The following is a 21,553-nucleotide window of genomic DNA, read 5'->3' on the forward strand; positions in this document are numbered from 1 at the left end:
CAGAGGCGCCGCGTCGGTCGCTTAGGGACGATAGGTGGGGTAGTCCGTGTAGCCTTTACCCGTTGCGCGATACATCTGGTCGGGTTGACCGGATTGAGGGGCCAGTTGTCGGCGATACGCGCGGGTAGGTCCGGATTGGCAATGAACGGGCGGTCAAAGGCAATCAGATCGCTCCAGCCCGATACATCACCTCAGCAACGGCCTGGCGATTCATTCAAGAAGCGTAGGCGGTTTTGCAGTGAACCACCATGTTCGTCGTCAGGGCGATTGGTGTGGGCGCAAATGAACGGCTTCACGAGGTAGCCGTTCGCGCAGTCCCACGAATGCGCAGGGTCGTCCGACTCAACAGTTCTTCAGCTTCCCGCTAGGGCAACGTGTCGCGCTTGGCGAAGATGCTGGCCATTTCCGCCATGTTCTCGGTTCCCCACGTGCACAGGGGGATGATCGCGTCAGCCAAGCTGCGACCGAGCGGGGTCAGCGTGTAGTCCACGCGCGGCGGCACTTCCTTGTAGTCGGTCCGCGCTAGCACGCGATCGGCCTCCAAATCCTTCAATTGCTGGATCAGCACCTTGTCACTGACACCCTGGACCAAGCGCTTGAGTTCGCCATAGCGCTTTGGGTCGTCGCGCAGGAAAAACAGGACCAGCGGTTTCCACTTGCCCGAGATGATGCGCTGCGTGGCGTTGAGCCCACATCCGGGGTCGCCGTTGACGGCGGTCTTGCGCAACTCTGACGCCCTACGCCCAGGCGCTCCATTCGATTGTTCGGCGCGACGTAGGACCCGGTAAACCCAAGGAGAACTTATGAGCTACGCAATTATCGGCTTCGGCAATATCGGCCAGGCCCTGGCCAAGGCGTTTGCCCGCAATGGCATCGAAGTATCCGTTGCCACCACGCGCGACCCGCAAAGCTTTGCATCCGCCGCGGCCGCGATCGGACCCCAGGTCATTCCCAAAAAACTGGCGGAGGCGGTCAAGGCGGACATCGTCTTTCTGGCTGTCCATTCCGAGTCGCACGCGGATGTCGCGAAGGTCCTGCCGACCTGGAAGGGAAAGACCATCATCGATGTGACCAATGCCTACGGCGTGTCCCCTGAGGAACTGGGAGGGCAGGGATTTCACCCGCCCCCTCCAGTGGCCTAATCCCGTATGAACGCGAGCAGATCGGCGTTGATCGTATCGGCGTTCGTTGTCGGCATTCCGTGCGGGTAGCCCGAGTAGGTTTTCAGCGTGCTGTTTTGCAATAGTTTGGCTGACAAGAGCCCGGAGTTTGCATAAGGCACAATCTGATCGTCATCCCCATGCATCACCAGCACCGGGAGGGTGATGCTTTTCAGATCTTCGGTGAAGTCGGTCTGGGAAAAGGCTACGATCCCATCGTAATGCGCCTTTGCACAGCCCATCATGCCTTGCCGCCACCAGTTGCGGATGATGCCCTCGGACGGTTTTGCACCCGGGCGGTTATAACCGTAGAAGGGCCCGGCTGGAACGTCATGATAGAACTGTGCGCGGTTGGCCTGCAGCTGTGCCTGCAAGTCATCGAAAACCGACTTCGGCAAGCCGTCCGGATTGCTCGGGGTTTGAACCATCAACGGTGGCACGGCGCTGATGATGGCGGCCTTCGACACTCGGTCTTCGCCGTGGCGAGCAATGTAATGGATGACTTCACCGCCTCCGGTGGAGTGCCCCACATGAACGGCACCCTGCACGCCAAGATGGTCGACGACGGCCGCGACGTCATCGGCATAGTGATCCATGTCGTGCCCGTCCCAGACCTGGGTGGACCGCCCGTGGCCGCGCCGATCGTGGGCAATGACCCGGTAGCCGTTCGCCAGGAAAAACAGCATCTGCGCATCCCAGTCGTCCGCACTGAGCGGCCATCCGTGATGAAAGAAGATCACTTGGGCGTCGCGTGGACCCCAGTCTTTGTAAAAGATCTCGACACCGTCCTGCGTAGTGACGTACCCCATGTTCGCATCTCCTGAATGAAATGGAGGCCATGATCGGAACATGGCCGCCAAATGACTTAAGGTTTAGTGTCAGGTTTAAGGTCAATGGTTTTTTCGGGTGGACTATCAGAATAGGCGAACTGGCGAAAATCGGCGGATTGGCGCCTTATAAGGCTCAAACGTGCGCCGGGTTCTGTTTCTCCGGGTCAATCCCGTAAAGCGCAATTGCCTCGGCTACCGTTTCCCTGGGTACCACGCCGTCATCGGCCAGCGCTTTCAGGGCCGCCAATGCAATGAAGTGGCGATCCACTTCGAAAAACCGGCGCAACGACTCCCGGGTATCCGACTGGCCGAAACCGTCGGTGCCTAATGCCACAAAGCGCCGCTTGGCCACGAACGGGCGGATCTGGTCGGCGAATATCTTCATGTAGTCGGTCGCTACCACCACCGGTCCCGGTTTATCTTGCAGGCAGCGTTCAACGTGACCGATACGTGGCGCCTCACGGGGATGCAGCAAATTCCAGCGTTCGGCATCCTGGCCGTCCCGACGCAGTTCGGTCAGGCTGGTGACGCTCCACACTTCGCTGCTGACATCGAAGTCCTGTTCCAGCAACTGCGCGGCGGCGATGACTTCTTGCAGGATTGAACCGCAACCCATCAGTTGTACGTGTTTGCCTTCGATTGGCTGCGCCGGGGCCGAGAGCCGATACATGCCTTTGAGGATGTCCTGCTCGATACCTTCGGGCATGGGCGGATGGGCGTAGTTTTCGTTCAGCAACGTGATGTAGTAATAGATGTCCTCGTTTTCGACATACATGCGCCGCATGCCATCCTGGATGATCACGGCCAGTTCATAGGCGAACGTCGGGTCGTAGGACACGCAGCAGGGTACGGTGGATGCCAAAACATGGCTGTGCCCATCGTCGTGTTGCAGGCCTTCGCCCATCAGCGTGGTCCTGCCGGACGTGGCACCCAGCAGGAAACCCCGGGCGCGGGCATCGCCAGCCGCCCAAGCCAGATCGCCGACACGCTGGAAGCCGAACATCGAATAGAAGATGTAGAAGGGCACCGTCGTCACGCCGTGCGTACTGTACGAAGTGCTCGCGGCGATCCACGAAGAAATCCCGCCGGACTCGTTCAGACCCTCCTGCATGATCTGGCCGTCCCGTGCCTCTTTGTAGTAACTCAGTTGGCCGGCGTCCTGAGGTGTATACAACTGGCCGACGTGGGAATGGATGCCGATCTGGCGGAACAGGCTTTCCATGCCGAAGGTGCGTGATTCGTCCGGGACAATGGGCACAATCAGTTTGCCGATGTTCGGGTCCTTGAGCAAAGTGCCAAGGATGCGCACAAACGCCATGGTGGTGGAAATCCCGCGCTCGCCAGTGCCTTTGAGCTGGGTGTCCAGGGTCGACAATGGCGGGATCTGCAACGGCTCGACGGCGCTGAAGCGTGCAGGCACGTACCCGCCCAGTTCGGTGCGCCTGGCTTGCAGATAACGGGCCTCGATACTGTCCGCTGCCGGCTTGAGATAGGGCATGTCGCCCAGTTGATCGTCGCTGAGGTCCAACGCAAAACGATCACGGAACGCTTTGACCGCATCTTCACCCATCTTCTTGAGCTGATGGTTGATGTTCTGGCCTTCGCCGGCTTCACCCATGCCGAAACCTTTCACGGTCTTGGCCAGAATGACCGTCGGGCCGCCGCTGTGGCGCATCGCGGCGGCGTATGCGTTGTAGACCTTTTCCGGATCATGGCCGCCGCGAGAGAGCTTCCAGATGTCTTCGTCGCTCAGGTCGCTGACCAGTTCCAGCAACTCGGGGTATTTGCCAAAAAAATGCTCACGTACGTAAGCGCCGTTTTGCGACTTGTAGTTTTGATAGTCGCCGTCCACGCATTCCATCATCCGCTGGCGTAGCAGGCCGCTGTTGTCCTTTTCCAGCAAGGCATCCCAACCGCTACCCCAGATCACCTTGATAACGTTCCATCCGGCCGCCCGGTACAGGCTTTCAAATTCCTGAATGACCTTGCTGTTGCCGCGCACCGGTCCGTCCAGGCGCTGGAGGTTGCAGTTGACGACAAAAATAATATTGTCGAGCTTCTCCCGGCCCGCCAGGGAAATCGCCGCCAGGGATTCCGGCTGGTCCATTTCGCCGTCTCCGAGAAACGCCCAGACTTTGCGCCCTTGATGTTCTTTCAGGCCACGGTCTTCGAGGTAGCGCATGAACCTGGCCTGATACGCGGCGGTGATCGGTCCGAGTCCCATGGACACCGTCGGAAATTGCCAGAAGTCCGGCATGAGCCTTGGATGCGGATAGGACGAGATACCGTCGCGGTCAGTCTCGCGGCGGAAGTTGTCCAGCTGTGCTTCGCTCAGGCGACCTTCCAGATAGGCGCGCCCGTAGATGCCCGGCGAAGAATGGCCTTGGATATACACCATGTCGCCAGCAAACCGGTCGGTGCGCCCACGGAAGAAATGCTCGAAGCCAACGTCGTACAGAATGGCCGCCGAGGCATAGGATGCGATGTGCCCGCCCACGTTCGATTGTTTGCCGGCGCGCAGCACCATGGCCAAGGCGTTCCAGCGAATATAGGCATTGATCCGGCGTTCTATCGTCAGGTCGCCGGGGTAGGGCTGCTGACGGTCGAGCGCGATGGTGTTGACGTAGGGCGTAGTCACGCGCCCGTAGAAATTACCGTGGCGATCGGCGTCGAAATCCAGCATCTGATCGATCAGATAGTGGGCGCGAGAGCGCCCTTCGACGCTCGCCACCGATTCAATGGAGTCGAGCCATTCGCGAGTTTCTTGTGGATCCTCGTCGAGAAACAGGGGGTGTTGTGCCATCGTCGTCTCCTGGACAGTGCTGCCGCACCGAGTCGTTTGGTGCCTGGCTGAGGGGCGTGGGTAGACGCCAACCTTGAGCAAATATGTAATTGCAAATGCAACTACATGCGAGAACTTAGCCTGGCGCACGCTACAATTGCAACTAAATCGATTTCATGAAAAGGGTGATGCATGTCTTCAAGCGAGCCGGATACCTGGTTCAAATTCGTCAGGGCCCACCGCTGCCTGATCCGCGAAATCGAGCGTCGACTGGCGGCCGCCGGCCTGCCGGCGTATGCGTGGTACGACGCGTTATGGGGCCTGGAAAGCGGCCCTGATGGCACCCGACGCATGAGCGAATTGGCTGACGTGATGGCGATCGAGCGCTACAACCTCACCCGGTTGGTGGACCGTCTGGAGGCCGAAGGCCTGGTCTCACGCAGCCGTGCCAGCGATGACGGCCGTGGTGCGTATGCCGTCATTACCGAGAGCGGGAAACTGCTGCGTAAGAAGATGTGGCAAATCTATGAAGGGGCGGTGGACGAGTTGTTTCTGTCGCAATTCGATGACGAACAACAGCGGTTCCTCAGTAACGCGCTGGAGCGGGCCGCCAGCGCGGCGCGCGCCAGTGGGCGAGCGGGTTGACCGCAGGTTGGTCATTGCAGCCGATAACGGCTCATCGCCTGCTCGACGCACGCCTGCGCAATAACACCTTGCTGGGCCAGGGCTCGCAGCGCGAGAGAGCGGAGAGGAAAAGCCGCAATCAACGGCGCCATGCCTCAATCCCGCAAAACCTGGGGGGACTTGAATCTTGCCGCGTCCCGCGCAGGTGGCAGGCCAAAGAGGCGGGCATATTCTCTACTGAATTGCGAGGCGCTTTCATAACCCACGGAGTAAGCGATGGAAGTGGCATCGAGAGTATCGAACAACAGTAACCAGCGTGCCCTGAGAAGGCGTAGCCGTTTCTGGTATTGAATGGGGGTCATTGCTGTGATGGATTTAAAATGCCGATAGAAAGCAGCGACGCTCATATCGGTCATCGCGGCGAGCGGTACTACACGGAAGGGTTCGGTGTAGTGCTCACGGATCCACTGGGTCGCACGTCTGATCTGCGCCAATCGACCGTCCGGGTGAGCAATTTCACGCAATATTCCTGCTAGCGGTCCCTGTAAAGCACGAAACAGAATCTCTCGTTCGATCATTGGTGCCAGTACCGAAGCTTCGTGCAGGTGGTCTATGAGACGCATCATGCGTAGCCATGCATCAATCATTTCGGCAGGGGCCGTTACGGCATTGAAGCAACTGCTGGTTGGCGCCTTATCGGCTTTGCCCTCATCAATCAACAACGTGGCGATTACATTGGGGTCCAGTGTCAGGCTGACCGCGAGGTAGGGGAGAGCAGGTCCGCTGGGGTAAATCTCGCCGGTGGCGGGTACGTCCACGGGCACGAGGAAATAGCTGCCTGCCGGGTAGTGGAAAACCTGCTCGCCGATGGACAGTGTCTTGGAGCCCTGGATAACCAGGTGCAGCATCGGCTGATAGACCTGATCTGCACAGACTTCGGCCTGGACCATTGCCACGCGCGGCAGCCCGGTATCTGTCCACGTGTTATTTGCGCGCATCACGATACTGCGCAGTTCTTGCATTGAATTGTTCATGCGCTTGAACATGGTCTACATCCGAAAGCAAAGCAAGCGACCCGAGAAGAATAGGCAAGGATGTGCGAAAAACCGGCAAACGTATGATCTTCGGTTGAGCAAATACTGTTAGCAAGCGGCACCTGCGCTCAGGCTTCTGCAAACCTGAGTGCGTGCCCTCTGCGAAACATTATTCAACTTTAGAAGAGGTCCCCCATGAAGCTCGAAGGGAAAATTGCTGTAGTAACAGGCGCATCAAAAGGTATCGGCGCAGGCATAGCCAGGGCGCTCGGTGCGGCGGGCGCCACTGTCGTAGTGAACTATGCGTCCAGCAAGACTGACGCCGATGCGGTTGTGGCACAGATTCAGGCACAGGGTGGCGCAGCTGTAGCCGTTCAAGCAGACATGAGCAAGGCCGCCGATGTGAAGCGTTTGTTTGACACCGTCAGAGTCAACTTCGGGACGCTGGATATTCTTGTGAACAATGCCGGAGTTGCGGTGTTTCAAATGATTGAAGACCTCACAGAGGAGGCCTTCCACAAACAGTTCAACCTCAATGTGCTGGGCTATCTTCTTGCAGTTAGAGAGGCCGTCAAGCTGCTGGGTCAATCAGGCAGCGTCATCAATATCAGCTCCATTCTCAGCACCGATCCGTATCTCGCGTCCAGTGTTTACTCCGCCACCAAAGGCGCTGTCGATACCTTGACTTTCGCATTGGCCCGAGAGCTTGGGCCGCGCGGCATCAGGGTCAACTCGATCTTGCCCGGTCACACGAACACCCCGGCAACTGACGGTAACTTCGCCGGTGAATTTGGAGAAAAGCTCATCGCTGGCACACCTCTAGGTCGTTTTGGAGAGCCAGAAGACATTGCACCGCTGGCCGTGTTCCTGGCGTCCGGGGACTCGCATTGGGTAACGGGAGAATCCATCCGGGCTTCGGGCGGTGTACGAGGGGTTGGGTACTGAACACCACCGATTAAAGCTATAGAGGCGCACGGTGACGTACGTGGATTCACGAATTATCCGCCAACGGCGCCTCTGGTCTCCAACAGGATTCTTGCCGCATCTCGTGCAGGAGGCAGGCCAAATACCCGCGCATAATCACGGCTGAACTGAGTCGCGCTTTCATAGCCGACCTCGAAGGCCGCGCTCGTGACACTCCGGGCATTGACTACCATGAGCGTGCGAGCCTGTAGCAATCGAACCCTTTTTTGATACTGCAACGGGCTTAAGGTAGTGACGGCTTTGAAGTGGCGGTGGAAAGCGGAGACGCTCATCGCCGCTTGTTGGGCAAGCGTGTCCACTCTAATGGACTGGGCGAAATCTCGACGAATCCACTGAATGGCCAGACTGACTCGGGCCATGGCGGTATCAGGCGCCGCGATCTCACGCAGCATCCAGCCGTGTGGACCTTGTAGGACCCGGTACAGAATCTCCCGTTCGTAAGCGGGTGCGAGGGCCGCTATATCCTCAGGTCTGTCCATCAATCGCAACATACGTACCCAGGCATCCATCAACTCGGGCGTGACGGCGGCTACCGAAAATCCTGGATCGTTATCGTAACGGCCGGAGGGTTTGGGAAGGTCGGCGAGCAGCGTCGACAGTACCGTCGGATCAAGCGTCAGACTGACCGCGAGATAGGGCTCACCCGAGGAGGCCGGGTGCACGGTTCCCACCGCTGGCAACTCGATGGACATGACGAAATACGTCGCCGGGTCGTACCGCAGAGTGCGGTCGCCGACGGTCATCGTTTTGCTGCCTTGCAGGATCAGGTTGATCATCGGATCGTAAACGGCGGCCAGCATGTGCTCAGGAACTTTGCCCTGGACCATGGCCACGCGTGGAATACCCGTTTCGGTGCGGCGGTTTTGGGCCCTGGAAGCCAAGGACCGAAGCTCGGTCAATTGATTGTTCATGGGGGCATGCTGATCGCAGGAGGGTGCCCTGGGCAAGCAAAAAGCAGAAACAGGCAGGTTTTGAGTAGGAACGGCTGCGCCCGTAGGCAACATCATGGTTACTGTGATGGCTCATCTGATCAACAGTGGAGCACAACATGGGCGTTATCCTTATCACCGGAGGCAGTCGTGGCATCGGTGCCAGCGCGGCCGAACACTGCGCCCAGCGAGGCATGGGGGTTATCCTCACTTATAAAAGTAATCCGCAGGCCGCCGAGTCAGTCGTAAGTCGTATCAAGGCCGCAGGTGGCAAGGCCGCCGCGCTTGAACTTGATGTCGCCGATATCGGCAGTTTCGAGAAGTTTCGCGAATCGATAGTGCTGACATTGCAGGCAACGTGGGGCGTGACCACCCTCAGTGGTTTGGTCAACAACGCTGGCTATGGCCTGTTCAACCCACTTGAGTCGGTCACAGAGGCACAGTTTGATGGCCTTCTGAACGTGCACCTCAAAGGTCCGTTTTTCCTCACCCAGGCGTTGCTTCCTTTGATGGAGACTGACTCCAGCATCGTCAATTTGACCAGTGCAACCACGCGTGTGGCGACGGCGGGCGTGGCGCCTTACGCCGCCTTCAAGGGTGGGTTGGACGTGCTCACCCGTTACATGGCTAAGGAATTTGGTGATCGGCGCATACGTGCGAATTCGGTCTCGCCGGGTGCGATCCGCACTGAGTTGGGCGGCGGTCTGAACGCCGAATTCGAAGGGCTGCTTGCTTCGCAAACAGCCCTTGGCAGGGTGGGCGAGCCGCAGGATGTCGGCCGCGTTATCGCCATGCTGCTTGGCGAGGAGGGACGCTGGATCAATGCCCAGACTATCGAAGTCGCGGGCGGCTATAGCATCTGAATCAGCAACTGAACAAGCGAGGCTATCCCATGCTGGATCACATCTTCATCTCTGTGAGCGACATCGAGCGCTCCATTCATTTCTACGACGCAGCACTCACTCCGCTCGGGATTACCGCGCGACTCGAATATGACGGCAAGGATGGTCCTCCGGGTCACCCCGACCTCAAAGGCTTTGGGGCCGATGGCCGAATGTTTTTCTGGTTGCGCGAAGGCGTTGTGGAAGGGCGAGCTGTGCACGTTGGATTCGTGGCGAGCAGCGAGGCTGAAGTTGACGCTGCCTACGCTGCCGCCATGGCGAATGGTGCTATCGACAATGGTGTGCCGGGTGCACGCTTGCATTACGACCCCAATTATTACGCCGCCAACGTGCTTGACCCTGACGGTTACAGCCTTGAATTTGTGTACAAGAATTGGCAGCACGCGCAATGAATACCCTGGGTACGACAATCACCGATTTCGTCACCAGGGGCGTCCGAGCGAACAGTTGATCTGCAGGACCAGGCCTGGATTCATCCTGCTATCCAAGCATGCCTGCGCCGTAACCCGCGGCGATGACAATGAGCACGAGAAAACCCACCAACTGCACGCCAAAGAACGCAAACCGAACCGCCACGAACCCATCGGTTTGCACATGGCAGACGTGCACCAGCGACTGGCACACGCGAGCGGCCAGGACCATGATGGACAAATAGCTGACTGCCGGGACGTCGACACCAAGGGCTGATATCACCAGCACGATGGCGCCAAAGACAGGCAGGTTTTCCACACAGTTCGCGTGTGCTCGGGTTCCGCGCCGATACCAGTCCTCGCCTTCGAGCTGATCGCTGCGGAAGGAGCCAATCGGCACACTCGAGAACAGGATTCTGACCCAGCGGTACACCCCGACGGTCGCCATCAACAGCAGCAACGTCCAGGTCGCAAATCCAAGCAGCATCCACATCGGTATCGTCATGGCCGCCATCCTCGATCAATCATGTTCAACACGTCATTGCACAAGTCGCGCGACCGACGCGGGGCCGGTCGCCGCTGTCGGTCATTGGTTCATGATGGGTTGCAGTGCGGTCTGAATCCTCGACATCTGCGCAGGGGTGGTCATGCCCGTCAGCAGCCGGCCAAAGTGTGGATGCTGCACGCCCGAGACAATGTATTGCCAGCGGTAGGCGCTCAGTACCGAGGCTTTGATCTGCGCCGTCTCATCGACGCTGAACGGGCGTGAGCCATTGCCAATGAAGTACTCGGCATCGGCTGCCGATTGTGCCTGCAGGATGGCGTCGACGGCCGCCACCAGCGCAATCAGATCGTTCACGGCCTGGTCGTGCTCGGCTGGCGAAAGTTTCCCGTGCTCGGCTTTCCACTCCAGTTCATCCAGCACGACGTGCCGGCTTTCATCCATCCAGTGAAATCTGAAGACATCCTTGAACAGTGGGCACAACTCCTCGCGCGGGGCGATGCTGTGCCTGTAGTGCGTTTGCACAAACAGTTCGATATGACAGGTCAGCGCCAGCACCGACCAACTGCTGGCCGCCAGTACCGCGCGCGCCACGTCGTTTGGATCGGCCACTTGACGATATCCCGCAGGCAATTGCGCACCCATCATCGTCTCTATGCGCCGGAACATCTCCTGGTGCTTGATCTCGTCATTGGAAAAGCGCACCAGCGCTTCAAGTGCGAGTTGATCGTCAAAGACATGGGCGCGACCTTGGTCGAGCATTTTGGCACTGATAAACCGCTCGACCAGGCCAAACATATAGGCATAGGTTCGGCCCTGAATCTGACTGAGCAGGCGCGCCTCGTCCGCGGTGAGAAAGGTCAGGCCGTCGATCCGCGACAGGCCGTCGGGCAAGAATTTGCGCGAGAAATCGAAACGCCGGTCCTGCAGCAGATCGCGATCGATCTGCCATTCCGTTTTCTTCGACGATCGGACGATTTGCGCGTATCGGGCGGCGTTGCCCGAGTCTGAGCCGGGTACGGTAGCGATGCTGTTCATATCGATCTCCTGCTTCCCTGGTCGAGTTGGGAGGGGCCATTACGGTTAACGTCGAATCCACTGAGCGGGGGTGAAAACTCCGGAGAGAGTTTCGATCAGCGCGTCCGCGTTGGTGCTAATCTAGGCCTCGCAGGTCAGGCGAAGAATGCTCCATACGCTTGATTACATGCTCCAGACTCCGGAAGGGAGGGCTGGCCGGTGTTGGATGCGTTTTCTGATGTGTTGCGGGTGATTCGGCTGTCTGGAGGGGTATTCCTCGAGGCCGAATTCACTGCGCCCTGGTGCATCAACGGCAGACTGTCCGCGGATGATTGCAAGCCGTTCCTGACGGCACCCCGACATGTCATTGCGTCGCATTTTGTCACCGCGGGGCACATGCAATTACGCATCGACGGTGGTGCCAGCGTCGAGGTGCGGGCCGGCGAACTCATTCTGCTGCCGCGCAATGACGCTCACTCCTTTGGCAGCGACCTGAGCCTTGCGCCCATGCCGGGGCGCGACGTTATTCAACGCCCGGAAGTCGGCGGCATTTCACGAATCAAGTACGGCGGGGGCGGCGAGGCCACGCAGTTATTGTGCGGGTTCCTCGGCTCGGAAATACCCTTCAGCCCGTTGCTTTCGTCGCTGCCAGCCTTATTGAAACTTGACGTGCGCGCGACGGCTTCGGGCGCCTGGATTGAAAGCTCATTCCGTTTCGCAATCAGTCAGATCGCGGCGGGGCGCGTCGGCTCCACAACGGTCATCGCCAAGCTCTCCGAATTGCTGTTCGTCGAAGCCGTCAGCCAGTATGTTGCGAGCCTTCCGCCCGAGCGGCACGGCTGGCTGGCGGGCTTGCGGGATCCACACATAGGGCGCGCACTGGCGCTGCTCCATGCTCGTCCAACCGAGGGCTGGACGGCAGAAGCCCTGGCGCTTGAAGCGGGCATGTCACGCTCGGTGTTCGCGGAGCGATTCACCACCCTGGTCGGCCAGCCACCGATGCAATACCTGACCTTCTGGCGCATGCACGTGGCGGCTCAACAGCTGCGCGAAGGTCGCGGTAATGTGGCGCAAATCGGCTTTGCAGTGGGTTACGAATCCGAAGCGGCGTTCAGTCGCGCATTCAAGCGCCAGTTTGGTGTGTCACCGGGCAGTTGGCGCAGGCAATCAGTGTGAGGAAGTCCGCTGTCTCAAGCAGGCGGATCGATCTGATCGTAACCAACCAACCAACCAATCAAACGTTGCTAAAAAAGCAAAAGTCATTTGCGATTTTAGTGGATTGTTGCGCCACGAGTACGAAGTTAGCATCGATCCATCGCTGCAACTCATCAAGACTTTTGGCGCGAGTTCAAGACAATCTGCATTGTTTACCTGTCGCTCGGCTGATCGTCCCCCCACTCGATCAATTATGGAAACTCCAATGTCGACACTCTTCGAAGCATTGCGCATGGGCGACACCACGCTCAAAAATCGTATCGTCATGGCGCCTTTAACCCGCTCTCGCGCACCCGATGACGCCGCCGATGAGCGAGTGGCGTTGTACTACGCGCAACGCGCCACCGCAGGCTTGATTGTCAGCGAGGGCACGCCGATATCCCGTGAAGGTCAGGGCTACCTCTTCAATCCCGGCATCTTCACCGCCGAGCAGATCGCTGGATGGCGCCTCACCACCGACTCGGTGCATGCCGTGGGTGGCAAGATGTTTGCGCAAATCTGGCACGTGGGTAGGGTGTCGCATCCGTCGATCCAGGAGGGCGGGAAACTGCCGGTGAGCGCCACGTCGAAGCAAGCGGTTGGCGCGACAGCGTTCGGCTACGACGCTGACGGCAAGCCGGCGTTGGTAGCGCCACCTGCGCCGCGCCAGCTGACAACGGCTGAGGTTTCGCGGATCGTCGGTGAGTTCGCGCAGGCGGCCGAAAATGCGCTCGAGGCAGGTTTTGATGGCGTAGAGATTCATGGTGCCAATGGCTATCTGTTCGAGCAGTTCATGAATCCGCTGGTCAATGATCGAACCGATCAGTACTCGGCCGATCAATTGGAAAATCGTCTGCGCTTCACCCTGGAAGTCATCGACGCCGTGGTTGCGCGGATTGGCGCGGGCCGTGTGGGCATCCGTATTTCGCCCTATGGTCAACTGTTCGATATGCCGTTGTATGATCAGATCGATGAAACCTACACCGCGCTTGCTACAGAGATTGGCGCTCGGCAACTGGCCTATGTGCATGTCATGGATCAGTCCGGATTTCCTGCCCCGGGTACCGAGGGTGGGGGTGGCGGCCCGAAAGCGACCTTTATCAATTTGCTGTCGACCATCAAATCAAAATTGCCTGACACGGCACTCATTCTGGCTGGCGGCATGTCGCGCCAACGTGCACAAGACCTGATGAATGACGGCATCATCGACCTCGCCGCGTTTGGCACCGCTTACATCAGCAACCCTGATCTGGTGGCGCGCCTGCAGAACGAATGGCCGCTGACCGAAGCCAAGCGCGAAACCTTCTACGGCGGCGGGGCCGAAGGTTATGTCGATTACGCGCCCCATCGAGGGTAAGCAGTCGCGACCTTCCTGAAGTGTTGGCAGCCGTCACCGGTATTCGGGGCGGCTGTTTTTTTATGTCTGATGCAAATAGACGCGAGAGGACAATCAACAGCCGTTCTGTTTTAGTACAGATCCACTGCGCCTTCCGCTGGAGACTTCCCCTATGCACCTCAAAGCGCACCGGTACTTTGCCATGGTCGCCGTGACCGGCAGCTTCTCGGCGACGGCGCGACATTTTCGCGTGCCTGCGTCCTCCGTTTCACGCTTCATCGCGGCGTTGGAGCGGGAGGTGGGCCAGCAGCTCCTGTACCGCAATACTCGCGCAGTAAGGCTGACGGATGCGGGCGAGCGCTATTACGTGCAGATCCGCGAAGTGTTGGAGTTGCTGGATGCCGCCGATGAGGAAGTCACCGGCAAGGGGGGCGAGATTGGTGGCCTTGTGCGGATCAACGCGCCGGTTGCGTTCGGCAGTCTGCATATCGTGAAGCTGTTGAATGGTCTGTATGACAAGTATCCGCAATTGACGGTTGAACTGACGGTCACCGATGCCTTTATCGACCCGGTTCAGGAGGGCGCAGACATCATATTCCGGGTGGGGCACCTGGAGGATTCCGGATTGATTGGCCGCAAAATCTGCGACCAGCAATACGTTTTATGCGCTAGCGCAGAGTACCTGGCGAATTACGGGAAACCCGCTTCGCCAGAGGATCTGCAGAACCATGCGTGCCTGGTCTACAAGGGAACAGGCGGGGCGCAGCGCTGGTATTTTCGCAAGCCCGCCAGCGACAAGGTGAAAATCATCGAGGTGCATGGCCCGCTCAGAAGCAACAATGCGCAGGTACTGGTAGAGGCGGCGCTTGCGGGGCGGGGGATTGTGTTTTTTCCTTCCTGGCTCTTCAGTCGAGAGAGCTTCGTCAACAAGCAGCTCATTCAGCTTTTGCCCGATTGGGAGGGGTCGGTTGAGCAGACGCCAAGCCAGATACATTTGATTTCCCCCGAGAATCGACTCCGCTCCCAGAAGGTTCGCATGGTGTGGGACTACTTCATCAATGCGATTGGCGTGCCTCCCTATTGGGACGATCTCAGCGGATCTCGTACTGACAGTGATAGCTGAAAATGCGCAGGTCCGCTGTGAGCAATCAACGCAACCCTCCCACCCATGCGCCCACCCATGCGCCGCGTTAAAAAAAAAGCCTCGCCTCGAAGCGCCTTCAGAACAAGCGAAAAGGCCGGAGCAGGCAAACGGCGGCTGGGGTAGTACAGGTGATAACCCGAGAACAACGGGCACCAGTCTTCCAGTACCTGTACCAGGCGGCCATCCTCAATGTGCGGGGCAAATTCTTCTTCCGGCAAATAGGCGATGCCCAAGCCGTTGACTGCCGCAGCCGGCACGTGTGCGCTGGTGTTCACAATGACCTGGCCACCGACACGCACGTTGACCTTGCGCCCGCGCTTTTCGAATTCCCAGGCATCAAGTCCGCCAAGGGTTGGATAGCGTATGTCGATGCAACTGTGATCAAGCAGATCCTGCGGCTTCTTTGGCACAGGGTTGCGTGCGAAATAGGCGGGTGATGCCGCTGCAGCCATCCGTACGTCGGGCCCGATGGGAACGGCGATCATATCCTTATCGACGGTGTCGCCAAATCTGATGCCCGCATCGAAGCGGTCAGCAACGATGTCTCGGAAGCCGTAGTTGATATCAAACTCAACCTTGATATCGGGGTATTCAAGGAGCAAAGGCGTGAGTCGCGGCAGCAGGATTGTCTTCAGGACAAAATCGCCGCAGGTGATGCGTACCGTGCCGGCAGGCTTGTCACGAAGCTCGGTCAAAGCGTCCAGCTCGGCCTCGATCTCGTCGAAACGATGACCAATGGCGTGCATCAGGCGTTCACCCGCGCTGGTCGGCGAAACGCTGCGAGTGGTGCGCGTCAGCAGCCGAATCTTCAGCCGCTTTTCAAGCCCGGAAACAGTCTGGCTCAGCGCGGACTGCGTGACACCCAGGTGGGCTGCCGCCCGGGTAAAGCTGCCTTCCCTGGCGACTGTTACAAAGGCCAGAAGGTCGTTCAGATTATGTCGTGGCATCAAGGCGGCCTGGATGAATTGATTAGCTGTGCTTATAACTTCAACAAGCTTTCATTAGATTATCAAGCATGGCGTATTCCCGGAGAATAGCGCCAGCCTCAGCGGTAATCACATTCCATTTAATCCGGCTCGAGAGCTCCGAGCTCCGGATCATTCATCACCCTACGTGCCCACATGCCGATTCCGATGCCTTGCGTGCTTCGCAGGCGTTGGCGCTTTACGTATTGGAGAAAGTCAGATGAGCAGCACCGCCTTACCTATTCAAGCAGCGAACCGACAGGTATGGGGAGCCGTCCTGGCGATGTCGCTGTGCGCCTTCGCCCTGGTGACTTCGGAGTTTCTGCCGGTGAGCTTGCTCACACCGCTTGCGACCGATCTCGCGCTGACGGAGGGGCAGGCCGGACAAGCGATTTCAATTTCCGGACTGTTCGCGGTCGTCACCAGTCTGTTCATCTCTTCAGTCATTCGCCGGCTCGACCGAAGGCCCGTTTTGCTGTTCCTGACGGCTTTGATGATTGCCTCTGGCACACTCGTCGCCTTTGCCCCGGACTACTCGACACTGATGGTCGGTCGGGCCATTTTGGGGATCGCTATTGGTGGCAGTTGGTCAATGTCGACCGCCGTCATGATGCGGATTGCCCCAGAGAGTTTTGTGCCTAAAGCGATCGCGTTGATCCAGGGCGGTACCGCACTGGCCACGGCGGTCGCAGCACCCATTGGCAGCTACATGGGCGGGCTGATCGGCTGGCGAGGTGCGTTCTTCTGCGTGGTTCCGCTCGCCGCTGTGGCGCTCTGTTGGCAAGCATTTACCTTGCCGAAAATGCCTGCTCAAAATGAACCTGGATCTGCACTTGCAGTGTTTCGGCTGTTAGGCAACGCCAAGGTCTCGCTGGGCATGGCAGCCGTGGCATTTCTGTTTATGGGGCAGTTCGCGTTGTTCACCTATCTGCGGCCGTTTCTGGAGTCGGTGACCCGCGTTGATGTGCCTGGACTCTCCCTGCTTTTGCTGATCATCGGAATGGCCGGATTGCTGGGCACGATGGTAATCGGCTCGGTATTGACCAGAAGCCTTTATCGAGTGCTGATGATCATTCCGCTTTTGATGGCGGTGATTGCTGCGGCTTTACTCGTCTTCGGCAGTTCGATGTGGGCGACTGCCGTTTTGCTGGGGGTATGGGGCCTGATTGCTACGTGCGCGCCTGTGGGCTGGTTCACTTGGCTGTCACGCACGCTGCCACGAGATGCCGAAACCGGCGGCGGTCTGATGGTGGCGGTGATTCAGTTGGCAATCACCCTCGGCGCGACGGTGGGCGGGTTGCTCTATGACGGCGCCGGTTACCAGGCGACGTTCATCGCGAGTGGCGTATTTCTTCTGGTGGCTGCCGTGCTTGCATTGTTCGTCTCGCGAACGGGTTTGCCTCCGTTACGGGCTTCGGGTGGCGTGCACGGCGTTGGTGACTGAACACCGTCATTGCACCGCACTGTGCCTCGCCTCAGGTGACGGTCTGGTAGCGGCTGCAATGTCCCACGTCAGCAGTACCTGGGTGATGGCCGCATCGATGACCTCATGCGGCGTGTTATCCCGGGCGAGGATGGAAATCCCCTGCAGGAAACTGTCGAACACCGTAGCCATCGCGGGGGCGTGCACAGTGTCCGGTAACTCACCGCTACGGATACCTCGCTCGACACACGCCAGAATCCCCGCGCGAGTGCGGGCGCGGGACCGGGTCAGGGCGTCGGTCACCCGGGCATTCTCCGGGCTGGGCGCGCTCATCACGCCGAGGGCCACCATGCAGCCTTTGGGATGGCCGTCTTCACACTGCATGCGCGCCGATTGGCGCAGCGCGGTCTCGATGGCCAGGCGTGGCGGCAGGCGCTCGTCCCACAGGCATTCGGTGACCCGGGCGAAAGTCGCCAGGTAACGCTGCACGCACTCATCGAACAACGCTTCCTTGGAGCCGAACGCGGCGTAAAAACTCGGCGCGGAAATCCCGCCCCCCAAGCCGGCTTTCAACTGGGCGAGGGAGGTGGCGTCGTAGCCGTGTTGCCAGAACAGGTGCAAGGCCTGTTCCACGGCTTGGTCGCGGTCGAAGGTGCGGGGACGGCCCATTTGCGCCATGGCAGAATTCCTCTGGAGGACGAGATAAATACTAATCGATACATAAGTCGTTGACAATGAGTGGTGGCGGCCCGCAACATCTGTACCGATCAGTATTTAAGTCTGAAGTCCTCATTCAAGGAGTCTCCCGTGACACCCTCAATCACCTTGTCGGCAGCGTCCGATCGCTTGCCCATCGGCGCCTTGCTCGCCCTGGCCATGACCGGCTTCATCTGCATCGTCACCGAAACCCTGCCCGCCGGCCTGTTGCCACTGATCAGCGAAGGCCTGGCGATTTCCCCCTCCATGGCCGGCCAGATGGTCACCGCCTACGCCCTGGGTTCGGTGCTGGCGGTCATCCCCATGACCATCGCCACCCGCGGCTGGCGTCGTCGTAACGTGCTGCTGCTGACCATCGTCGGCTTCTTGCTGTTCAACTCCATCACCGCGCTGTCGTCCCACTACGGCGTGATCCTGGTCGCGCGTTTTTTCGCCGGCGTCGCGGCGGGGCTGGCCTGGAGCCTGCTGGCCGGCTACGCCCGCCGCATGGTCGGCGCCACGTCAACAGGGCAAAGCACTGGCGCTGGCCATGGTCGGCACGCCGATTGCCCTGTCCCTGGGCGTGCCCCTGGGTACCTGGCTGGGTGGCCTGGTGGGTTGGCGCACTGCCTTCGGCCTGATGTCGGCCCTGACCCTGGTGCTGATCGCCTGGGTGCTGGTGAAAGTCCCCGACTACCCACCCCAGGCCGCGCACCGACGCCTGTCGCTGCGCACAGTGCTGACCACGCCGGGCGTGCGACCGGTGCTGGCGGTGGTGATCAGCTGGATGCTGGCACACAACATTCTCTACACCTACATCGCACCGTTCGTGGCGTCGGCGGGGTTGGGGGATCGGGTGGATCTGGTGTTGCTGGTGTTTGGTATTGCCGCGTTGATGGGCATTTGGCTGACGGCCAAATTGGTTGAGCCGTTGTTGCGCAAGACTGTGCTGGTCAGCCTGGCGGCGTTTGCGGCAGTTTCTGTGGTGTTTGGCTTTATGGGTAGCGTGCCTGAGGTGATCTGCATCGGTGTGGCGGTTTGGGGGTTGAGCTTCGGCGGCGCGGCGACGTTGTTGCAAACGGCGCTGGCGGACGCGGCGGGGGATGGGGCGGATGTAGCGATGTCGTTGAATGTGGTGGCCTGGAACAGTGCGATTGCCGGTAGTGGAGTGGTGGGTGGGGTATTGCTGGACAACTGGGGCGTCGCCTCTTTCCGTGGGCAATGGTGGTACTGGCGGGGGTGGGTTTTGCGATTGCCTGGGGGGCTCGGGCTCACGGCTTCAAGTCAGGCCCGCGTGCGGCTGGCAGGCCTGCGGTTGCGGGGCACTAAATCAACCAGCCGCGCACGCAGCGTCGTTCAGGCAACGGCAGATTGACCGCTCACCCGGCCGTGCCGTTTCTGCCCAGCGCCATCCGCAGGACTTCTATGCAGTGGAGGCGCCGGCTTATGCCATACAGGTTGAGGTCAGGCGGTGGGTCGGCGCTATACCGCCTGCACGCCCGTAAAAAACGGCGCCCCTTCGTTCTTTAAAATAGCCAGCAGCAATTGCGCGCTCGGCGACAGATAGGCGCCCATGCGAACGAACACGACGATGGTGCGGTTCATCGTGGTTTCCTTGAGCGCCACTTCTCGAAGGTGCGTCACGCCTTTGACGTCTTCAAGGGTCTCCCGGGCCAGGAAGCACAGCAGGTGGGTTTCGCCGATCAGGCGCGGCAACAGGGAAATCGAGGTGGTCTCGATCTGCACCCGGGGCAGGGGCAGGTCTCGCTCCTGAAAGGCATTGTCGATCCAGCGCCGTGCGGCCACGGTGGTTGCTGGCAGCACCCAGCGGTACTGGCACAAGTCGCGCATCTGATAGCTGGCATTGAATAGCGGATGATGCCGGCTGGCGACCACCACTGCTTCATCATCGAACAAGGCATGGGAATCGAGCAGCGGGTCCGCTTCGTACTGCGGGCAGATCACCATGTCCAATCGGCCGGATACCAGCCCTTCGCGCAAGAAATCGTCCTGGCCGATGACCAGGTTCAAGGTGACTTCCGGTGCGCGGGAAAGCAACGCCCCGGTCAGGTGCGGTAGCAGGATGTCGGCCATGGATGCAGCGCAGCCCAGGCGGATGTTGCCCATGACCCCACTGGCAAAATCGCGCACTTCGCGCCGGGTTTCAGCGATGCTCTGCTGCAACTGCGTGCCGCGCACTTTCAGCAGCTCGCCCACCGGCGTGAGTTTGATCCGTCGGCCATCGCGTTCGAACAGTCGGGCGCCCAATGACTCTTCAAGTCGTTGAATGCTCTTGGTCAGCGCCGGCTGGCTCCGGTTGAGTTTTTCTGCTGCCTTGCCCAGGTGGCCCAGCGCGGCAATGGTTTCAAAATAGAAGAGGTCGCGCAGTTCCATACCTATAACCCAGAGTTATCAATTCATCACTATTAGAAAATAGACTTGATCGAACCCGTTATCAATAATTGCCCCTGTCGATAGCACGCCACCGCTCCGGGGGCGTTCCACGTTTGGAGCGTGATTTTGTCATTTCTTCCACGGCGACTTCTCCATACCCCTCCCGTCCAATGGATTGCGTTAGTGCTGCTGGCGGGGGCAGGCGGTCAGTTGTTGAAGTTTCTGCAGGTGCCCGCCGGGGAGTTTTTAGGGCCGATGCTCGTGGCTATCGGGTTTGGGGTGTGCGGTGCAAGCATTCGTGTGCACCGCCATGCGTTCAAACTGGGTCAGGGCGCCGTGGGTATTCTCGCCGCGCATTCCATGACCCTGGCGGTGCTCACTTCACTCGCCCAGTCCTGGCCGATGATGCTTTTTGCAACGATGCTGACCGTGTGCCTCAGTGCGCTGGTCGGCCTTGCCATGGTGCGCTTGGGCGGTATCCCCGCCAGTACTGCGGCCTGGGGGGTGGCGCCGGGTGCTGCTTCGGTGATGGTCTCGATGTCTGAAGACTTCGGTGCCGACTCACGGGTGGTCGCCACCATGCAGTACGTGCGGGTGGTGTGCGTGGTGCTGATCGGAGCGCTGGTCAGCCATTGGCTGGGGGCACCGACCGGACGCAGCGAATTGCATGCGGCCAGCGCCGCGTTGCCACACTTCAACCTGTTGGACGTCGGGCTCACGCTGGCCACGTTGCTGGCGGGCGTCGCATTGGGTAATGCCCTTCCGGCCGGCGCACTGCTCATGCCTCTGCTGCTGGGGGCCGTCTTGCAAATGAGCGGCTTGTTGCAAATAACCCTGCCTGGCTGGCTGCTTGCCACGGCCTACGGGGCGATTGGTTGCTACGTGGGCCTGGGCTTTGATCGCCTGACGATCTTTTACGTTTGGCGGCGGATGCCGGCGATGATCCTGGGCGCGGTGGTGATGATTGCAGTCTGTGCGTTGTCCGCCTTTTTGCTGGCAGCGCTGCTCGATAAGGATTTTCTCTCGGTTTACCTGGCCACCAGCCCGGGCGGGCTGGATTCCATGGCGATCATTGCGGTGGACACCCATTCCGATGTCGGGCTGGTGCTGGCAATGCAGACTTTGCGCTTGTTCGTGGTGCTGCTGACGGGCGCATATTTTGCGCGCTTGATCATTCGGTTGGCGAGTCGTTGGGAAGTGGTCCGGTAGGGCAGGTGGAAGGCGCTT

The 21,553-nt window shown here is 59.4% G+C and carries 20 protein-coding genes and 2 pseudogenes; 11 read left to right on the forward strand and 11 right to left on the reverse strand.

Going from position 1 to position 21,553, the window contains the following annotated elements:
• Nucleotides 1–21 precede the first annotated feature (21 nt).
• Nucleotides 22–314 (reverse strand): annotated as a pseudogene (locus BZ163_RS25100) (hypothetical protein); the annotation flags it as partial.
• Between the two features lie 50 nt (nt 315–364).
• Entirely contained in the window at nt 365–727 is a 363-nt protein-coding gene (locus tag BZ163_RS25105; RefSeq protein ID WP_128873064.1) for a helix-turn-helix domain-containing protein, read from the reverse strand.
• Nucleotides 728–803: 76 nt separating this feature from the next.
• Here BZ163_RS25105 and BZ163_RS25110 point away from each other — a divergent pair, with 76 nt between their 5' ends.
• Nucleotides 804–1,142 (forward strand): NADPH-dependent F420 reductase, encoded by a 339-nt coding sequence (locus tag BZ163_RS25110; RefSeq protein ID WP_256579114.1) that lies wholly within the window; start codon nt 804–806, stop codon nt 1,140–1,142.
• Here the strand turns inward: BZ163_RS25110 and BZ163_RS25115 are convergent.
• Together BZ163_RS25115 and aceE are read right to left on the reverse strand one after the other, a co-directional pair.
• Nucleotides 1,139–1,969, reverse strand: coding sequence for an alpha/beta fold hydrolase (locus tag BZ163_RS25115; protein WP_128873065.1), 831 nt, complete (start codon nt 1,967–1,969; stop codon nt 1,139–1,141). The genes BZ163_RS25110 and BZ163_RS25115 overlap by 4 nt on opposite strands.
• A gap of 154 nt (nt 1,970–2,123) precedes the next feature.
• Nucleotides 2,124–4,793: a pyruvate dehydrogenase (acetyl-transferring), homodimeric type gene (gene aceE / locus BZ163_RS25120; RefSeq protein ID WP_128873066.1), complete on the reverse strand. Its 2,670-nt coding sequence runs from the start codon at nt 4,791–4,793 to the stop codon at nt 2,124–2,126.
• A gap of 171 nt (nt 4,794–4,964) precedes the next feature.
• Between aceE and BZ163_RS25125 the strand changes: the two genes are divergently transcribed.
• The gene (locus BZ163_RS25125; protein WP_128873067.1) at nt 4,965–5,417 is read left to right on the forward strand and encodes a MarR family winged helix-turn-helix transcriptional regulator; all 453 of its coding nucleotides are present in this window, start codon (nt 4,965–4,967) and stop codon (nt 5,415–5,417) included.
• Between the two features lie 134 nt (nt 5,418–5,551).
• Here BZ163_RS25125 and BZ163_RS25130 read toward each other — a convergent pair whose 3' ends face one another.
• Nucleotides 5,552–6,430 (reverse strand): AraC family transcriptional regulator, encoded by an 879-nt coding sequence (locus tag BZ163_RS25130; RefSeq protein ID WP_128873188.1) that lies wholly within the window; start codon nt 6,428–6,430, stop codon nt 5,552–5,554.
• A gap of 195 nt (nt 6,431–6,625) precedes the next feature.
• Here BZ163_RS25130 and BZ163_RS25135 point away from each other — a divergent pair, with 195 nt between their 5' ends.
• Entirely contained in the window at nt 6,626–7,375 is a 750-nt protein-coding gene (locus BZ163_RS25135) for an SDR family NAD(P)-dependent oxidoreductase (protein WP_128873068.1), read from the forward strand.
• 53 nt (nt 7,376–7,428) lie between these two features.
• Here the strand turns inward: BZ163_RS25135 and BZ163_RS25140 are convergent, their stop codons facing one another.
• Nucleotides 7,429–8,325, reverse strand: a complete 897-nt coding sequence (locus BZ163_RS25140) for an AraC family transcriptional regulator (protein ID WP_178110504.1) — start codon at nt 8,323–8,325, stop codon at nt 7,429–7,431.
• Nucleotides 8,326–8,462: 137 nt separating this feature from the next.
• Between BZ163_RS25140 and BZ163_RS25145 the strand changes: the two genes are divergently transcribed.
• Together BZ163_RS25145 and BZ163_RS25150 are read left to right on the forward strand one after the other, a co-directional pair.
• On the forward strand, nt 8,463–9,206 hold the full coding sequence (locus tag BZ163_RS25145) for an SDR family NAD(P)-dependent oxidoreductase (RefSeq protein ID WP_128873069.1): 744 nt from the start codon (nt 8,463–8,465) through the stop codon (nt 9,204–9,206).
• A gap of 29 nt (nt 9,207–9,235) precedes the next feature.
• Nucleotides 9,236–9,637, forward strand: a complete 402-nt coding sequence (locus BZ163_RS25150; RefSeq protein WP_128873070.1) for a VOC family protein — start codon at nt 9,236–9,238, stop codon at nt 9,635–9,637.
• Between the two features lie 88 nt (nt 9,638–9,725).
• Here BZ163_RS25150 and BZ163_RS25155 read toward each other — a convergent pair whose 3' ends face one another.
• Complete coding sequence (locus BZ163_RS25155) at nt 9,726–10,160, reverse strand: MAPEG family protein (RefSeq protein ID WP_128873071.1); 435 nt, start codon at nt 10,158–10,160, stop codon at nt 9,726–9,728.
• Between the two features lie 81 nt (nt 10,161–10,241).
• Nucleotides 10,242–11,195 carry a diiron oxygenase gene (locus BZ163_RS25160; RefSeq protein WP_128873072.1) on the reverse strand — a complete coding sequence of 318 codons (954 nt, stop codon included), beginning with the start codon at nt 11,193–11,195 and terminating at the stop codon, nt 10,242–10,244.
• A gap of 198 nt (nt 11,196–11,393) precedes the next feature.
• On the opposite strand from BZ163_RS25160, the gene BZ163_RS25165 reads away from it, so the two are divergent.
• From BZ163_RS25165 to BZ163_RS25175, 3 genes are all read left to right on the forward strand, one after another.
• A complete protein-coding gene (locus BZ163_RS25165; protein ID WP_128873073.1) occupies nt 11,394–12,350 on the forward strand; it encodes an AraC family transcriptional regulator in 957 nt (318 codons plus the stop codon).
• A 244-nt stretch (nt 12,351–12,594) separates the two neighbouring features.
• Nucleotides 12,595–13,725 carry an alkene reductase gene (locus tag BZ163_RS25170; RefSeq protein ID WP_128873075.1) on the forward strand — a complete coding sequence of 377 codons (1,131 nt, stop codon included), beginning with the start codon at nt 12,595–12,597 and terminating at the stop codon, nt 13,723–13,725.
• 151 nt (nt 13,726–13,876) lie between these two features.
• Entirely contained in the window at nt 13,877–14,827 is a 951-nt protein-coding gene (locus BZ163_RS25175) for a LysR family transcriptional regulator (RefSeq protein ID WP_128873077.1), read from the forward strand.
• On the opposite strand, the gene BZ163_RS25180 is transcribed toward BZ163_RS25175, so the two are convergent.
• Nucleotides 14,782–15,795 (reverse strand): LysR family transcriptional regulator, encoded by a 1,014-nt coding sequence (locus tag BZ163_RS25180; protein WP_256579115.1) that lies wholly within the window; start codon nt 15,793–15,795, stop codon nt 14,782–14,784. The two genes, BZ163_RS25175 and BZ163_RS25180, sit on opposite strands and share 46 nt — an antisense overlap.
• 238 nt (nt 15,796–16,033) lie before the next feature.
• Between BZ163_RS25180 and BZ163_RS25185 the strand changes: the two genes are divergently transcribed.
• Entirely contained in the window at nt 16,034–17,257 is a 1,224-nt protein-coding gene (locus BZ163_RS25185) for an MFS transporter (protein ID WP_128873078.1), read from the forward strand.
• Nucleotides 17,258–17,263: 6 nt separating this feature from the next.
• Here BZ163_RS25185 and BZ163_RS25190 read toward each other — a convergent pair whose 3' ends face one another.
• Nucleotides 17,264–17,914, reverse strand: a complete 651-nt coding sequence (locus BZ163_RS25190) for a TetR/AcrR family transcriptional regulator (RefSeq protein ID WP_128873080.1) — start codon at nt 17,912–17,914, stop codon at nt 17,264–17,266.
• Nucleotides 17,915–18,043: 129 nt separating this feature from the next.
• On the opposite strand from BZ163_RS25190, the pseudogene BZ163_RS25195 reads away from it, so the two are divergent.
• Nucleotides 18,044–19,261 (forward strand): annotated as a pseudogene (locus tag BZ163_RS25195) (MFS transporter).
• 153 nt (nt 19,262–19,414) lie between these two features.
• Here the strand turns inward: BZ163_RS25195 and BZ163_RS25205 are convergent.
• Nucleotides 19,415–20,326 carry a LysR family transcriptional regulator gene (locus BZ163_RS25205; RefSeq protein WP_128873084.1) on the reverse strand — a complete coding sequence of 304 codons (912 nt, stop codon included), beginning with the start codon at nt 20,324–20,326 and terminating at the stop codon, nt 19,415–19,417.
• 126 nt (nt 20,327–20,452) lie between these two features.
• Between BZ163_RS25205 and BZ163_RS25210 the strand changes: the two genes are divergently transcribed.
• On the forward strand, nt 20,453–21,535 hold the full coding sequence (locus tag BZ163_RS25210) for an AbrB family transcriptional regulator (protein WP_128873086.1): 1,083 nt from the start codon (nt 20,453–20,455) through the stop codon (nt 21,533–21,535).
• Nucleotides 21,536–21,553: the final 18 nt, after the last annotated feature.

The sequence above is a fragment of the Pseudomonas sp. VI4.1 genome (assembly GCF_002029345.1).
Lineage (GTDB): Bacteria > Pseudomonadota > Gammaproteobacteria > Pseudomonadales > Pseudomonadaceae > Aquipseudomonas.

Excerpts from the sequence above, each read along its gene's own strand:
- BZ163_RS25110 (WP_256579114.1), top strand. The coding sequence starts at position 804 with ATGAGCTACGCAATTATCGGCTTCGGCAATATCGGCCAGGCCCTGGCC.
- BZ163_RS25115 (WP_128873065.1), bottom strand. The coding sequence starts at position 1,969 with ATGGGGTACGTCACTACGCAGGACGGTGTCGAGATCTTTTACAAAGAC.
- aceE (WP_128873066.1), bottom strand. The coding sequence starts at position 4,793 with ATGGCACAACACCCCCTGTTTCTCGACGAGGATCCACAAGAAACTCGC.
- BZ163_RS25125 (WP_128873067.1), top strand. The coding sequence starts at position 4,965 with ATGTCTTCAAGCGAGCCGGATACCTGGTTCAAATTCGTCAGGGCCCAC.
- BZ163_RS25130 (WP_128873188.1), bottom strand. The coding sequence starts at position 6,430 with ATGAACAATTCAATGCAAGAACTGCGCAGTATCGTGATGCGCGCAAAT.
- BZ163_RS25135 (WP_128873068.1), top strand. The coding sequence starts at position 6,626 with ATGAAGCTCGAAGGGAAAATTGCTGTAGTAACAGGCGCATCAAAAGGT.
- BZ163_RS25140 (WP_178110504.1), bottom strand. The coding sequence starts at position 8,325 with ATGAACAATCAATTGACCGAGCTTCGGTCCTTGGCTTCCAGGGCCCAA.
- BZ163_RS25145 (WP_128873069.1), top strand. The coding sequence starts at position 8,463 with ATGGGCGTTATCCTTATCACCGGAGGCAGTCGTGGCATCGGTGCCAGC.
- BZ163_RS25150 (WP_128873070.1), top strand. The coding sequence starts at position 9,236 with ATGCTGGATCACATCTTCATCTCTGTGAGCGACATCGAGCGCTCCATT.
- BZ163_RS25155 (WP_128873071.1), bottom strand. The coding sequence starts at position 10,160 with ATGACGATACCGATGTGGATGCTGCTTGGATTTGCGACCTGGACGTTG.
- BZ163_RS25160 (WP_128873072.1), bottom strand. The coding sequence starts at position 11,195 with ATGAACAGCATCGCTACCGTACCCGGCTCAGACTCGGGCAACGCCGCC.
- BZ163_RS25170 (WP_128873075.1), top strand. The coding sequence starts at position 12,595 with ATGTCGACACTCTTCGAAGCATTGCGCATGGGCGACACCACGCTCAAA.
- BZ163_RS25175 (WP_128873077.1), top strand. The coding sequence starts at position 13,877 with ATGCACCTCAAAGCGCACCGGTACTTTGCCATGGTCGCCGTGACCGGC.
- BZ163_RS25180 (WP_256579115.1), bottom strand. The coding sequence starts at position 15,795 with ATGCCACGACATAATCTGAACGACCTTCTGGCCTTTGTAACAGTCGCC.
- BZ163_RS25185 (WP_128873078.1), top strand. The coding sequence starts at position 16,034 with ATGAGCAGCACCGCCTTACCTATTCAAGCAGCGAACCGACAGGTATGG.
- BZ163_RS25190 (WP_128873080.1), bottom strand. The coding sequence starts at position 17,914 with ATGGCGCAAATGGGCCGTCCCCGCACCTTCGACCGCGACCAAGCCGTG.
- BZ163_RS25205 (WP_128873084.1), bottom strand. The coding sequence starts at position 20,326 with ATGGAACTGCGCGACCTCTTCTATTTTGAAACCATTGCCGCGCTGGGC.